This window comes from Mediterraneibacter sp. (genome assembly GCF_030825015.1).
In the GTDB taxonomy this organism is placed as follows: domain Bacteria; phylum Bacillota; class Clostridia; order Lachnospirales; family Lachnospiraceae; genus Mediterraneibacter.
In genome coordinates this window covers 1-14114 of the sequence record NZ_JAPJQP010000030.1, presented here as the reverse complement: position 1 = coordinate 14114, position 14114 = coordinate 1, and the positions used below count along the sequence as shown (strand labels likewise).

The following is a 14114-nucleotide window of genomic DNA, read 5'->3' as shown; positions in this document are numbered from 1 at the left end:
ATTTTCCTTACGGAATGAGAGAAGGCAGCGTCGGTGACGGCGTTGTCTTTTTTTGTAGCAATGAGCCAAAGGCCGGTCTTGCCAGAGACCTTGGCGACCGTTTCCAGTCATCGGAATGTGCCTTTTGGCACTTCAGATGATTGCTTTTATAAAAAGAGGATGATTTTTTTCATTGATTCATGATATAATTATATAAAATAATTTTGTGATTTTTTAGAATCATAACGCGGGATAATGTTCAGCTTTTGATATTTGGATGCAGAGTATATTCATATAAAATGATAAGATATACAATATATTACGATAGATTATGGTAAAATTTAATATATAAGTATAACTTATAAATAAAAGTTAAAATAAATCAATGGTGAAAAACTCTGTGCACCCCCTCAAAGGGTTGACATCAGTTCTGAATTTCGGTAGTATATCAAATAACATTTACTAGTATGGATTCGTAGAAAGAGAGGTCAAAGAACATGGGAAAGATTATTGGAGAAGGAATTACTTTTGATGATGTGCTGCTTGTTCCAGCATATTCAGAGGTAATCCCGAATGAGGTAGATCTGTCAACATATTTGACTAAAAAGATAAGACTTAATATTCCGATGATGAGCGCCGGAATGGATACGGTTACAGAGCATCGTATGGCGATTGCAATGGCTCGTCAGGGTGGTATTGGTATCATTCATAAAAATATGTCGATCGAAGCACAGGCAGAAGAAGTGGACAAAGTAAAGAGGTCAGAAAATGGAGTTATTACAGATCCATTTTATCTGTCACCGGAGAATACTTTGGAGGATGCGAATAATTTAATGGCAAAATTCCGCATTTCAGGAGTGCCGATTACGGAAGGCCGCAAGCTTGTCGGCATTATTACGAATCGTGATTTAAAATTCGAGGAGGACTTCTCTAAGAAAATTAAAGAATCCATGACTTCAGAAGGATTGATCACAGCGAAAGAAGGAATTACTCTTGAAGAGGCTAAGAGAGTTCTTGCCAAAGCAAGAAAAGAAAAACTTCCGATCGTTGATGACGAAGGTAATCTGACAGGTTTGATTACAATAAAGGATATTGAGAAACAGATTAAATATCCGCTTTCTGCAAAAGACTCACAGGGACGTCTTCTCTGCGGCGCTGCAATCGGAATTACAGCAAATTGTCTTGAGCGTGTAGAAGCTCTTGTAAAAGCAAAAGTGGATGTTATCGTTATGGATTCGGCACATGGACATTCAGCAAATGTTCTTCGTACAGTCCGCATGGTGAAAGAAAAATATCCGGATCTTCAGGTCATTGCCGGTAATGTTGCTACCGGAGAAGCTGCGAAAGCATTGATCGAAGCTGGTGTTGATGCGGTGAAAGTCGGTATCGGACCGGGATCGATCTGTACAACTCGTGTAGTTGCAGGAATCGGCGTGCCGCAGATTACAGCTGTTATGGATTGTTATAATGTCGCAAAAGAATACGGAGTGCCGATTATTGCCGATGGTGGTATCAAATATTCGGGAGATATGACGAAAGCGATCGCAGCAGGTGCGAATGTGTGTATGATGGGAAGTATTTTCGCAGGATGTGATGAGAGCCCGGGAACATTTGAACTTTATCAGGGAAGAAAATATAAAGTATATCGTGGAATGGGATCGATCGCGGCTATGGAGAACGGAAGTAAAGACCGTTATTTCCAGGAAAATGCAAAGAAACTTGTACCGGAAGGTGTGGAAGGTCGTGTAGCATATAAAGGAACAGTAGAAGATACTGTATTCCAGCTTATGGGAGGACTTCGTTCCGGTATGGGATATTGTGGAACACATACGATTGAAGAACTTAAATCAAACGGAAGATTCATTAAGATTTCGGCAGCGTCTCTTAAAGAAAGTCATCCGCATGATATCCACATTACAAAAGAAGCGCCGAACTATAGTGTAGACGAATAAAAAGACGGTATTCTTACATAGGATCTCAGGAGTATCCTTTCGGATGAGAATCTGAATCGAAGTGAATAAAAATGCAATGAAACAAATGCCTGTTGATTTTCTGACAGGCATTTGTTTTTAATCATAAAGATAAAGAATAGTGCAAAATTTGAAGGCGGGATACCGAAAAAAACAGAGGCAGAGAAATGAGGTTTTACAAAAAGAACAAAAGAAGAACATCGAAGCGGTCAAAACAGAAGATGAAAAATAGAAGAATGATGATATCGATAACAGCAGGAATGCTTCTCCTTCTTCTTTTGACGATTGTTTTAATTATGCGTTCATGTGTTGGAAAAAAAGTTCAGTTTGTGGAAGTGGATGCATCACAACCGGATATAGACGTACAGTTGTTAGATGTCAATCCCTATTCCAGACCGGGGATTGAAAGTGAGGGTGTAAGAGGGGTTGTCATTCATTATACGGCGAATCCGGGAAGTACGGCGCAGAATAATCGAGATTATTTTAACGGACTTCAATACTCACAGGAAACAGAGGCAAGCAGCAATTTTATTGTCGGATTAGACGGAGAGATTATACAATGTGTGCCTACATGGGAAATTGCATATGCGTCAAATGAAAGGAATGCGGATACAGTATCAATCGAGGTGTGTCATCCGGATGAGACAGGAAAGTTTACTGATGAAACATACCGATCTCTTGTACAGCTTACAGCGTGGCTTTGTGTTAAATTTGATTTAAAGGAAGATCAGATCATCCGACATTATGATGTAACAGGAAAAAATTGTCCAAAATATTTTGTGGAAAATGAGGATGCATGGGAAATGTTTAAGGATAATGTGTGGGATGCAGTTCAAAAGAGTAGAAGCGAATAATTTATTTGAAAAAAATGTTTCGAAAATCTGCATTTTGAAAATCTCTTGTCATGTTTCCGTGAAATTGATATAATGTGTTAGATTTGTTAGTTTTGTGAGATGTGGAGGATAAAGATGAACGATCTGGAAATGTACCGTGAGCAGCTTGCAATGTGTGACGACAAGCTGATCGATGCTCTTGTAGAGAGAAACAGAATTATCGAAAAGATAATGGCATATAAAGAAATGTATGGAATGCCGATTCTTCAGCCGGCTCAGGAGGCAAAGCAGGAAAAAAGGCTGGAAGAAAAGCTGCGTGATAATAAATATCAAGAGGAAATACATGATGTGTTTCAGCGGATTTTAAGGAATAGTAAGCGAATTCAGGCGAGAAAGCTATTTTCTTATAATATTGTTTTGATTGGATTCATGGGAGCCGGAAAGTCTACGATTTCCGATTATCTTAGCACGATGTTTGATATGAGACTGGTAGAGATGGATCAGGAAATTTCCGAGAGAGAAGAAATGAGTATTCCGGATATTTTTGCAACATATGGAGAAGAATATTTCCGAAATCTTGAAACGGAACTGTTAAAGGAACTTCAGACAGGGAAGAATTGTATTATTTCCTGCGGAGGAGGAGTTGCTCTGCGCAGTGAAAATGTTGTTGAAATGAAGAAAAACGGAAGAGTTGTTCTTCTGACTGCCAGTCCTGAGACTATTTATGAACGCGTGAAAGACAGTAATGACCGGCCTTTGTTAAAAGACAATAAAAGTATAGAGTTTATTGCTGATCTGATGGAAAAAAGAAAAGAAAAATATGAGAATGCGGCGGATGTTGTAATTCGTACGGATGGAAAAACGATATTGCAGATCTGTGAAGAATTGATTACAAAACTGATGGAGTTAGATGAAAGATAATGTTTGAAAGATTTTTTCCGGATGAGTATGTAGCGTCTACATATGTTATCCCATTTGAAAAGTTGTATGAAGAAGGATATAGAGGAGTAATTTTTGATATAGATAATACGCTTGTTCCGCATGGAGCTCCGGCAGATGACAGAGCGAAAAAACTGTTTCAGAGATTAAAAGAAATCGGATTTTCCTCTTGTCTTATTTCGAATAATCAAGAAGCGCGAGTGAAAATGTTTAATCAGGATATTCGGACAAATTACATTTATAATGCGCATAAGCCTTCTACGAAAAATTATGAAAAGGCAATGGAGATAATGGGAACTGATAAAACAAATACATTTTTTGTCGGAGATCAGTTATTTACAGATGTGTGGGGAGCAAAAAGAACAGGAATCCATAACATTCTTGTGCGTCCGATTTACCCAAAAGAAGAGATTCAGATCGTTCTTAAGAGATATCTTGAGAAGATCGTTCTTCATTTCTATAAAAAAAGATTGAAAAATGAAGGAAAATAGTATAAAATTATTAAATGGAATGCAAAAATAGTGAACGATTTTGAAGGAGGAAGATAAATGGTTTCAGCAGGAGATTTTAAGAACGGAATTACTGTAGAAATTGATGGAAATATTTACCAGATTTTGGAGTTCCAGCATGTAAAACCGGGAAAAGGTGCAGCTTTCGTAAGAACAAAATTAAAAAACATTATTAGTGGGGGTGTGGTAGAAAAAACATTCCGTCCGACAGAGAAATTCCCGAAAGCTCATATTGACAGAAAGGACATGCAGTATTTGTATCAGGATGGAGATCTGTACAACTTTATGGATGTTGAGACATATGATCAGATCGCACTGAACGCAGATGTTGTAGGCGATGCTTTGAAATTTGTGAAAGAGAATGAGACAGTTAAGATCTGTTCACATAATGGAAATGTATTTTCTGTTGAACCGCCGCTTTTTGTTGAGTTGGAGATTACAGAGACAGAGCCGGGATTCAAAGGCGATACTGCACAGGGAGCAACAAAACCGGCTGTTGTAGAGACTGGCGCTACAGTTATGGTTCCGCTTTTTGTTGAGCAGGGAGATGTTCTGAAAATTGATACTCGTACAGGAGAATATTTGTCACGAGTTTAAGCAAAACGTTATTTAGAGGTTACAATTATACGCAATTTGAAGATTGTACAGGAAAGATTCCGTCTGAGGGCGGGATCTTTTTTTGTGCAATATTACATGTTGCATTTTCTTTTTCCATTCTCTATAATCAAGAGCACATAATATTTTTCAAATGATCAAAGTATTTCGAAGGTACAATTCGTACCGGATTTCTCATTTAATTAAAATTGAACCGCATGTAGAAGAAAGGAGTTCTATGACTTATATTGAATTTGCAAATGCGGTGGAAAAGATGATGAATGGAAAGATGATGGGAGGTGTTCACGCAAGCTTATACACGGCTATGAAAAATAACGGGAAAGAGCGTACTGGGATTTTGATAGAAATGCCGGGAATTAATATTTCGCCGACAATTTATCTGGAAGAGTATTACGAAAGCTATATGGCAGGAAGACAGTTGGAGCAGATTGTAGAGGATATTGTAAAGCTTTATGAAGAAATAAGGCTGGATCGGCCGTGGGATTGTGAGGCTTTTCGAGATTATGAAGGGGTAAAAGACAGGATTGTATTTAAGCTGGTGAATACAGTAAAAAACCGAAAGTTTCTAAGCAACGTTCCGCATTTGGCGTTTCTTGATCTGTCGATTGTATTTTATGTTCTTGTTGATGTATCTGAAGAGGGAACAGCGGCAATGGTTATCAACAGCATTCATGCGAACAGCTGGAAGATACAGACAGAGACATTGTGGGAAGATGCTGTGAAAAATGTAAGAAATCTTCTTCCGGCAGAATTTGTGACGATGAATCACGCACTAAAAGCTCTTATGGGGCAGGAAGATTATGATTCGGGAGATCTTTTTTTAGAGGAACAGCAAGATTATGACCAGATGTATGTTTTGTCAAATAAATTCAGGAATTACGGCGCAGCATGTATTGCATATCCGAATGTGCTTGAGATGATCGGTCAGATTTTGAAAAAAGATTATTATATCCTGCCAAGCAGCGTTCATGAAGTGATCATTGTTCCATATTCAGAAGGTTTTGTTTGCAGTAAGCTGGATAAGATGGTTCAGGAAATTAACAGTACACAGGTAGAAGAGGAAGATGTATTGAGCAGCCATGTTTATCTGTATAGCAGAAACTCGGGAAAATTGCGTGTCGGATCGACAGTACAGACAGGGAGGATGATGGCATGAGTAGTGAAGTGAAAAGATGGAAAAAAGGAATCCTCTGTCTGCTTTTTGGAATGATGTTTACAAATATATGCATGGCAGATCAGGTGAGTGCTCTTGAATCTTCTAACGGAAATCAGGGAACAGAAACAGACTTTTCTGTGAAGACAGAACACCCCTTATCATTATCTGATCTGGAAACAGAGACATTTTCTTCGGAAACCGGAGAAACCGAAGAAAAGGGAGATATGCCTAAGGAGGGATTGATATTGATATCATCAGACGAGGCATCAGGTACTCATTCTGCAGTCTCGGTAAAGGCGGATGAGATGCTGACAAAGGCAATGGCAATGTCAGAAAAGGCAAAGGCAGAATTGACGGTAGGCGAGGAGCTTTATTATGGAAATTACAGTACGAATTATTTTGCTGTAAATGGAAAACCCGCTTACTGTCTTGAACCGTTGAAAGATACGCCGGAATCGGGAGAATATGAAGCTCAGACATTAACCGGAGGATTGGTGCGAAAAGGTTTGTATTATGCATATGGTGGTCCGGGCTATGAACTGTATCGGGCAAAATATGGCTCGATCGGTGTAGGAGAAAGCTATAGCATAAATGATGAATATTGCATGAGTCATTGTATTTTGTCTTATCTCTATATGGGAACAGAGGAAGCATTTGTCGGATTAGACGGACAGGTGATCGAGAAACTGAAACAGAAAGCAAAAAATATGGAAACGATGCCGGATCCTCCGGAATCCTTTTACGCTTTTTTGTTTAATATCAATGCAGTCGGACAGACGATGGGAGGAAGCGGAAAAGACAGAGTCGGATCTGTTGAAATTTATAAACATTCCGATTATCCAGAATGGATTGAAGGAAATTCATGCTATTCTCTTGCGGGAGCTGTATTTGGTATTTATGAGAAAGGAAAAGAAAAGGTATTATGGGAATTAACGACGGATGAATTAGGTTATGCAAAAAAAGAAAACATTCCAATCGGAAATTATGAGATCAGAGAATTAAAAGCTCCGGCAGGACTTGCGATTGATTTTGAAAGTCATCCGATTCGGATCAATGAAAATGAAGTGTGCACCTATAAATGTACGGACAAAGCACAGTATTACCCGGTGGATTTAATTTTACGGAAAACAGATAAAGAGACCGGTACATCGCAGGCACAAGGAGCGGCCTCGCTGGAAGGCGCTGAATTTGCAGTGAAATATTATTATGGATATCATAAAGATAATCCGACAGATGCAGGACAATCTTCAGTCAGGGAATGGATTATGAAAACGGATTCGAAAGGAATGATAAAAATGGATGAAGCCCATAAAGTAAGCGGAGATCCGTTTTATAAAACCAAAGAAGGACAAGTCGTTTTGCCTCTTGGAACTGTTAGCTTTCAGGAAATAAAAGCTCCGAAAGGATATTTACTTAATAGCGAAGTAATTACAGAGATCATTCAACCAAAAGGATCTGGACAAACTGATACGATTTTTCAAATTCCAGTGGTACCTGATCAGATTATCAGAGGAGATCTGCAGATTGTAAAATTCCGTGAAGAGAAAGAAAATGAATCCGAACAAAATGATCAGAAAGTTCCCTTGAAAGGAATTGTTTTTACGATTACTTCTAAAACGACAGGAAGAAAAATCGAGATTGTGACAGATGAAAACGGATATGCGGCGACATGTCAAAATGGAGAAAAGGGAGGTCTTGTATACGATACTTATATTGTAAGTGAAACAGAAGCTCCTGAAGGATTGACATTGGCAGGAGATTTTGAAATTACGATAGAAGAAGATGCGAAAACATTATATTATATTTTAGAAAATAAACATATATTTTCACCTGTGAAACTCGTGAAAAAAGATGCAGAGACCGGAAAAATAATTCCGATCAGGGGGGCTTCGTTCCGGCTGCTTGATAAAGAGAAAAATCCGATTACAATGACGGTATATTATCCGTCAGAATCTGTTTATGACATGTTTGAGACAGATGAAAATGGAAGCTTTGTTTTGCCGGAAAAACTTCCGGCAGGAGATTACTATTTTCAGGAAGTGAAAGCACCAAAAGGATACCTTAAAAAAGATGGATTGATCCCTTTTACGATCAGTGAAGATCATGACTGGGATAAACCGTTTATTACAGAGTGTGAAAACAATCCCGCAAAAGGGCGCATTCAGATTCAAAAAAATGATTCTGTAACAGGAAAAGGGATTCCGGGCGTAAAATTTAACATAAAGGCAGCAGAAGATATTTGTACACCGGATGGTACAGTTCGTGTGAAAAAAGGTACGATAGTGGAAGAATTCGAGACCGATCAAAGTGGAAAAGCACAGTCGAAGGAACTCTATCTCGGCATTTATGAGATTATAGAAACGAAGCAGGTGGAAGGTTATATTTTGCCAAAGAAAAGTACGAAAATAGAATTAGAATACGAAGGACAGGACATTTCAGTCGTGACAAAAAAAGCGGAAGTTTTAAATCAACCGACTTCAGTAATTATAAGGAAAATTGACGGAGAGAAAGAAAAAGGCCTTTCAGGTGTAAAATTTGAGTTGTGGGAAAAAATATCTCAAACAGAGGAAACAACAATTTATGTTACAGATGAGAACGGAGAAATACATCTTTCTTATCTTCGCCCGGGAATTTATTGCCTGCGGGAGACAGAACCTTTAACCGGATATATGAAAAATGAAAACGTGTGGGAATTCCAAATTTCAGAAGACGGAACAGTAGAAGGAGAGAAAGAAAAAATTTTAGAGATAAAAAATGAGCATACAAGGATATTGGACACTCATGCAGTTTGGAAAGAAAGTATGGCAAAGGAAATTACCGCCGGAGAAGAACATATTATCTGTGATACAGTAAGGTTTAAATATATAGAACCAAGTGCGTTTTATACGATGAAGGGGATTCTGATGGATGCAGATACAGGGAGAGAACTGCTTCAAAATGGAAAGCCGGTGACAACAGAAAAAACATTTAAAGGCGAGGAGGCAAAAGAAGGGATTACAATGGAATTTGATGTGGACTCGTCAAAGCTCCCAGGGAAAAGAATTGTTGTTTTTGAAGTGTTGTATCTTGGAGATTCCTTGATCGATGCACATCGGGATTTAAAAAATCAGGATCAAATGGTATCTGTTTTAAAAAAGGAAGAAGTTGAAGTTACAGTAAAAACAGGAGATGATATGAGAAAAATGAGAGATGCTGCTATTACAGCATTTGCATCGATTTGCGTTGTATATGCAGGGGGAAAACGAAGAAAACGAAGAAATTGATTTTATTGAGCATAATAATCAAAAAATTTTTGATTAGGGAATACCGGGATTTACTCAATTAAAATATCATTTACGAGAATATCAGGATTTGTTTAGTAAAAATTTCGCTTAAGGAGAATTTTAGAATTTGCTCAAAATCAGTAGTAATATGAATCGGTTAGTGTTATAATATTGAGAAAGTAAAGACTGTTTTCAGAACAGAGAAAGGACGTAGATTATGAGCAAAGTAGAAGAGTTTATCGCCGAGACAAAACTGAATGATCTGTTGCACAAAAAAGAGGCGGAAAGTCAGAAAAATAAAGTGATCTGGGTATTAGCTATCATCGGAGCAGTGGCAGCAGTTGCAGGGATCGCTTACGCAGTGTATCGTTTCTTTACGCCGGATTATTTAGAAGAGTTTGAAGATGATTTTGATGATGACTTCGATGATTATTTCAGCGAAGACGATCAGGTGTAAGAAGCTGTTTGCAGAAATAAAACAGAACATACAGGCAGAGTGTGGATGGAACTGCACCCTGCCTGTTTTGCGGTTGAAAAGGTCATCTGCTTTGTGATGATATATATAAGATTGACATAAAGATTATTATGAAAGGAAAAGTTATGAAAAAAGGGCAGATTTTTGAGGGTATAATTGAAAGAGTTGATTTTCCGAATAAAGGACTTGTAAAAGTTCAAGAAGAAGGAAAAGAGTTACGGTATGTGACTGTAAAAAACGCAATACCGGGACAAAAAGTAAGATTTATTATAAACAAATTTAAAAAGGGAAATGCAGAAGGAAGGCTGCTGGAAGTTTTGGAAACTTCTCCGCTTGAGACGAGGAAGCCTGTATGCAGTATTTTCCCGGCATGCGGAGGTTGCATGTATCAGACAGTGCCGTATGAAGAACAGATGAAAATGAAAGAAGGGCAAATTCGAAGAGTTATGGATGAAGCTGTGGAGGGCGAGTATCTCTTTGAAGGCGTGAAAGCAAGCCCGAAGGAATTCGCATATAGAAATAAGATGGAATTTTCTTTTGGAGATGAATATAAAGACGGCCCGTTAACGCTCGGTCTCCATAAAAAAGGAAGTACATATGATGTATTGACTGCATCTGACTGCAAACTTGTGCATGAAGATATGAATAAAATTTTAGTGTGCGTATTGGAGTATTTTAAGGAGCAAGGGATCAGTTATTATAAAAAAATGCAGCATGTCGGATATCTAAGACATTTATTGTTGAGACGGGGAGATACAACAGGAGAAATTCTTGTTAATCTTGTTACAACAACTCAGGAAGAATACGATTTATCGGAACTGAAAGAACAGCTTTTACAGCTTCCGCTTGAAGGAAAGATTGTAGGAATCCTTCATATTTTAAATGATTCTTTATCGGATGTCGTAAAAAGTGATGAGACGCGGGTTTTATATGGCCAGGATTTCTTTTACGAAAAATTGCTTGGATTAGAATTTAAGATTACACCATTCTCCTTTTTTCAGCCAAATACAAAGGGCGCGGAAGTTCTTTATGAGACCGTACGCGAATACATAGGAGATATCCGTGATCTGACAGTGTTTGATCTGTTTAGCGGAACAGGTACGATCAGTCAGGTGCTTGCTCCTGTGGCGAAAAAAGTAATTGGGGTGGAAATTGTTGAAGAAGCAGTGGAAGCGGCAAAAGAAAATGCAGCAAGGAACGGACTTTCTAATTGTAAATTTATTGCCGGTGATGTGTTTAAAGTGCTTGATGAAATAGAAGAAAAACCGGATGTGATCATACTGGATCCGCCGCGGGATGGAATCCATCCGAAAGCATTGCCGAAGATCTTGGATTATGGAGTAGACCGCATCGTATATATTTCCTGCAAAATGACAAGTTTGGCGCGGGATTTAGAGATGATACAGCAGAGAGGGTATACGGTTGAAAAAATGACGGCAGTAGATCAATTCTGCGAGACGGTGCATGTGGAGACTATTGTGTTGATACAAAAGAAAAACTCGTAGAAATCCTTTATTTTAGGCACTTTGCGAAACATTTTACCTTTACTTCAGAGGGCAAAAATTCACGCAATAAACACCTAAAAAACTATTTTGATGTTTCGGTGGTAATAGATATCGGGTGTGGGAACACAAACGAAAAATAAAGGTTTTTTGAAATATATTTATCTATGTCGTGTCCACCTTGCCACAAAAATGTAGGCGACATTCATTTGTATAAGAGCAGATAAGCGTATCATTAGAAATAGTGGTACGCTTATTTTTACCCCTATTGCACATTTGAGTACCCTGACCGTTCTTCTATATAATGAAGTCAAGAACGGAGGTGCTGACAATGAGAGAAACAAAATACCACGCATATCTGGATAGTGAGGAAAGAACAATCCTTTTACATAGCCTTGTGGAATTGAAAAATCAACTCATTCAGCAGGGCAGATATACAGACTGTGTTGACGAGCTGATTGTCAAAGTCATAAACGCCCCTGTGAAGAAACTAAAAGTATTGGTGTAGGAGGTTTTGATGTATGACAAAGATTTTGCTGAACTTGTGAAAATTGCAGCGGAGAAATTAAAAGAAGATACCGTTTATAAAATGCTCACACGCAGCGAGGATTATCAAAAAGAAAGCGATGCAAGGGATAAAGCGGAACGAAACTATGAACAACTTGATTTGACAATAGAACAGAGAAAGGTCTGTAATGTTTTTTTAGATTACAGAGATAGGCAGAGCTTGGAATACTCTGATTATTCCTATTTGGCAGGCTTATATGATGCGTTCCGTATCATGGCGGTCATTTTCCCTGACAGGTGGGATATGGAGCAGATACAGAAAGCCTTATCCTTAATTAAAAACTGAATATAGAAATGGATACATAGCCGATTGGTGTAACAGCCAGTCGGCTTTCTTGCGTTCAGAGCGAAGTACATAGCCGCCTTTGACAAAGCGGCTAAATAAATGCGAAAGGAGGACGCTATTATGTCAAATTGCAAAGTGATCGCTCTGACCAATCAGAAAGGCGGTGTCGGTAAGACCACCACAGCCGTCAATCTGGGCGTGTGTTTATCGAAGCAGGGGAAGAAAGTCCTGCTTGTGGATGCAGACGCACAGGCGAATCTTACAATGTCGCTTGGCTATCCACGACCAGATGATTTGCCCATATCCCTTGCGACGATTATGCAGGACATCATTGACGATAAAACCTTTGATGTTCAGAAAGGCATCCTGCACCACAGCGAGGGTGTGGATCTGTTACCCTCAAATATTGAATTGTCAGGTCTGGAAGTAAGGCTTATCAATGCAATCAGTCGTGAGCGTGTTCTGACGACCTGTATTAACGAGGTCAAAAAGAATTACGACTATGTGCTTATTGATTGTATGCCGAGCTTGGGTATGCTGACAATCAACGCATTGGCGGCGGCTGACAGCGTGGTTATTCCGACACAGCCGCATTATCTTTCTGCGAAAGGTTTGGAGTTATTGCTTCGCTCTGTGTCAAAAGTCAGGCGGCAGATCAATCCCCATCTTCGGATTGACGGTATCTTAATGACAATGGTAATGCCACGCACGAACATTTCTAAGGAAGTGACCGCATTGGTAAGGAGTGCATACGGTCAGAATATCAAAGTCTTTGATGCCCAGATACCACATTCCATCCGTGCAGTAGAAGCTACCGCAGAGGGAAAGAGCATTTTCGCCTATGACAAAGGCGGTAAGGTTGCCGCAGCTTATGAGCAGTTTGGAAAGGAGGTGGCAGATATTGGCGAGAAGCAGAAAAAGCAGCATCGAGCTGACCGCATACGATGACCTTTTTCAGACAGACGAAAGCCGTGCAGAAGCGGCATTAAGTAAGATAAGGGATATTCCCATTTCTGAAATTGATGAGTTTCCAGACCATCCTTTTAAGGTTTTAATGGACGAGGATATGGAACAGCTTGTCGATAGCATTAAAAGAAATGGCGTAATGACCCCTGCGACTGTCCGTTTGAAGGAGGATGGCAGATATGATCTGATTAGCGGTCACAGGAGAAAAAAGGCTTGTGAGCTTGCGGGGCTTGATATGCTGAAATGTGAGGTTAAGGAGTTTTCCCGTGATGAAGCCATTATTGTAATGGTGGAGAGCAACCTGCAAAGAACCACTATTTTGCCGAGTGAAAAGGCGTTTGCCTATAAGATGCGGTTAGAAGCAATGAAGCGACAAGCAGGCAGACCCCCGAAAGAAAATGTGTCGCCAATGGCGACGAATTTATCAAAAGGGCGTTCAGATGTGGAATTAGGAGAGCTTGTAGGAGAAAGTAAAGACTAGATACGCCGCTATATCCGCTTAACTGAGCTTGTACCCGAAATTCTGCAAATGGTGGATGATCGTCAGATTGCGTTTCGTCCTGCGGTGGAAATTTCTTATCTTTCTGAAGAACAGCAATACACCCTGCTTGAAGCGATGGAATATAATGACGCCACGCCCTCACTTGCACAGGCTATCAAAATGAAAAAGTATATGCAGGAGGGAAAGCTGACAGATGGGGTGATCAGTTCCATTATGGAAGAAGAAAAGCCAAACCAGAGAGAAAAGCCTGCCTTCCGTGATGAAAGGATAACCAAGCTCATTCCCAAATCTGTACCCAAAGGGAAAGAATCCGATTTTGTGGTCAAGGCGTTGGAGTTTTATAACCGCCATCTGCAAAGAAGCAAGGCACAGGAACGATAGCCACACATCAAGGGACAGGTCTGTCTGCTTGGGTGGATAGCCTTTTTTTTCGCTTTCCCCCTCTCCACACCTCTTCTCCTTAATACTGCCAGTTACTATCCGAGAAAAGAAAAACAATGGGGCTGTTGCAAAATAGATGAGTAATCATCTATGGAGCAATAGCTCCCTTTT

General features: G+C 39.4%; 12 protein-coding genes and 1 pseudogene. All 13 read left to right on the top strand.

The window, feature by feature from the left end:
- The first annotated feature begins 476 nt into the window (after positions 1–476).
- On the top strand, positions 477–1931 hold the full coding sequence (gene guaB, locus RCH61_RS09420; protein WP_306480559.1) for an IMP dehydrogenase: 1455 nt from the start codon (positions 477–479) through the stop codon (positions 1929–1931).
- A gap of 185 nt (positions 1932–2116) precedes the next feature.
- Positions 2117–2803, top strand: coding sequence for a peptidoglycan recognition protein family protein (locus RCH61_RS09415; protein ID WP_306480558.1), 687 nt, complete (start codon positions 2117–2119; stop codon positions 2801–2803).
- Between the two features lie 114 nt (positions 2804–2917).
- Positions 2918–3703: a shikimate kinase gene (locus tag RCH61_RS09410; RefSeq protein ID WP_306480557.1), complete on the top strand. Its 786-nt coding sequence runs from the start codon at positions 2918–2920 to the stop codon at positions 3701–3703.
- Entirely contained in the window at positions 3703–4212 is a 510-nt protein-coding gene (locus RCH61_RS09405; RefSeq protein ID WP_306480556.1) for a YqeG family HAD IIIA-type phosphatase, read from the top strand. Before RCH61_RS09410 ends, RCH61_RS09405 begins: the two co-directional genes overlap by 1 nt.
- A 57-nt stretch (positions 4213–4269) precedes the next feature.
- Positions 4270–4827, top strand: coding sequence for an elongation factor P (gene efp, locus RCH61_RS09400; protein ID WP_306480555.1), 558 nt, complete (start codon positions 4270–4272; stop codon positions 4825–4827).
- 235 nt (positions 4828–5062) lie between these two features.
- The gene (locus tag RCH61_RS09395; RefSeq protein ID WP_306480554.1) at positions 5063–6001 is read left to right on the top strand and encodes a DUF5688 family protein; all 939 of its coding nucleotides are present in this window, start codon (positions 5063–5065) and stop codon (positions 5999–6001) included.
- The gene (locus tag RCH61_RS09390; RefSeq protein WP_306480553.1) at positions 5998–9264 is read left to right on the top strand and encodes a SpaA isopeptide-forming pilin-related protein; all 3267 of its coding nucleotides are present in this window, start codon (positions 5998–6000) and stop codon (positions 9262–9264) included. Before RCH61_RS09395 ends, RCH61_RS09390 begins: the two co-directional genes overlap by 4 nt.
- Positions 9265–9481: 217 nt before the next feature.
- Positions 9482–9721, top strand: coding sequence for a hypothetical protein (locus RCH61_RS09385; RefSeq protein WP_004846628.1), 240 nt, complete (start codon positions 9482–9484; stop codon positions 9719–9721).
- 143 nt (positions 9722–9864) lie between these two features.
- On the top strand, positions 9865–11244 hold the full coding sequence (gene rlmD, locus RCH61_RS09380) for a 23S rRNA (uracil(1939)-C(5))-methyltransferase RlmD (RefSeq protein WP_306480552.1): 1380 nt from the start codon (positions 9865–9867) through the stop codon (positions 11242–11244).
- Between the two features lie 328 nt (positions 11245–11572).
- Positions 11573–11749 (top strand): hypothetical protein, encoded by a 177-nt coding sequence (locus tag RCH61_RS09375; protein ID WP_009320322.1) that lies wholly within the window; start codon positions 11573–11575, stop codon positions 11747–11749.
- 9 nt (positions 11750–11758) lie between these two features.
- Entirely contained in the window at positions 11759–12094 is a 336-nt protein-coding gene (locus RCH61_RS09370; RefSeq protein WP_306480551.1) for a hypothetical protein, read from the top strand.
- A gap of 120 nt (positions 12095–12214) precedes the next feature.
- On the top strand, positions 12215–13042 hold the full coding sequence (locus tag RCH61_RS09365) for a ParA family protein (RefSeq protein ID WP_306480550.1): 828 nt from the start codon (positions 12215–12217) through the stop codon (positions 13040–13042).
- Positions 12996–13943, top strand: a pseudogene (locus RCH61_RS09360) (ParB/RepB/Spo0J family partition protein). Before RCH61_RS09365 ends, RCH61_RS09360 begins: the two are co-directional and overlap by 47 nt.
- Positions 13944–14114 lie beyond the last annotated feature (171 nt).

Coding starts and splice junctions, on each gene's coding strand:
- RCH61_RS09370 (WP_306480551.1), top strand. CDS start 11,759: ATGTATGACAAAGATTTTGCTGAACTTGTGAAAATTGCAGCGGAGAAA.
- guaB (WP_306480559.1), top strand. CDS start 477: ATGGGAAAGATTATTGGAGAAGGAATTACTTTTGATGATGTGCTGCTT.
- RCH61_RS09375 (WP_009320322.1), top strand. CDS start 11,573: ATGAGAGAAACAAAATACCACGCATATCTGGATAGTGAGGAAAGAACA.
- efp (WP_306480555.1), top strand. CDS start 4,270: ATGGTTTCAGCAGGAGATTTTAAGAACGGAATTACTGTAGAAATTGAT.
- RCH61_RS09405 (WP_306480556.1), top strand. CDS start 3,703: ATGTTTGAAAGATTTTTTCCGGATGAGTATGTAGCGTCTACATATGTT.
- RCH61_RS09410 (WP_306480557.1), top strand. CDS start 2,918: ATGAACGATCTGGAAATGTACCGTGAGCAGCTTGCAATGTGTGACGAC.
- RCH61_RS09385 (WP_004846628.1), top strand. CDS start 9,482: ATGAGCAAAGTAGAAGAGTTTATCGCCGAGACAAAACTGAATGATCTG.
- rlmD (WP_306480552.1), top strand. CDS start 9,865: ATGAAAAAAGGGCAGATTTTTGAGGGTATAATTGAAAGAGTTGATTTT.
- RCH61_RS09365 (WP_306480550.1), top strand. CDS start 12,215: ATGTCAAATTGCAAAGTGATCGCTCTGACCAATCAGAAAGGCGGTGTC.
- RCH61_RS09390 (WP_306480553.1), top strand. CDS start 5,998: ATGAGTAGTGAAGTGAAAAGATGGAAAAAAGGAATCCTCTGTCTGCTT.
- RCH61_RS09395 (WP_306480554.1), top strand. CDS start 5,063: ATGACTTATATTGAATTTGCAAATGCGGTGGAAAAGATGATGAATGGA.
- RCH61_RS09415 (WP_306480558.1), top strand. CDS start 2,117: ATGAGGTTTTACAAAAAGAACAAAAGAAGAACATCGAAGCGGTCAAAA.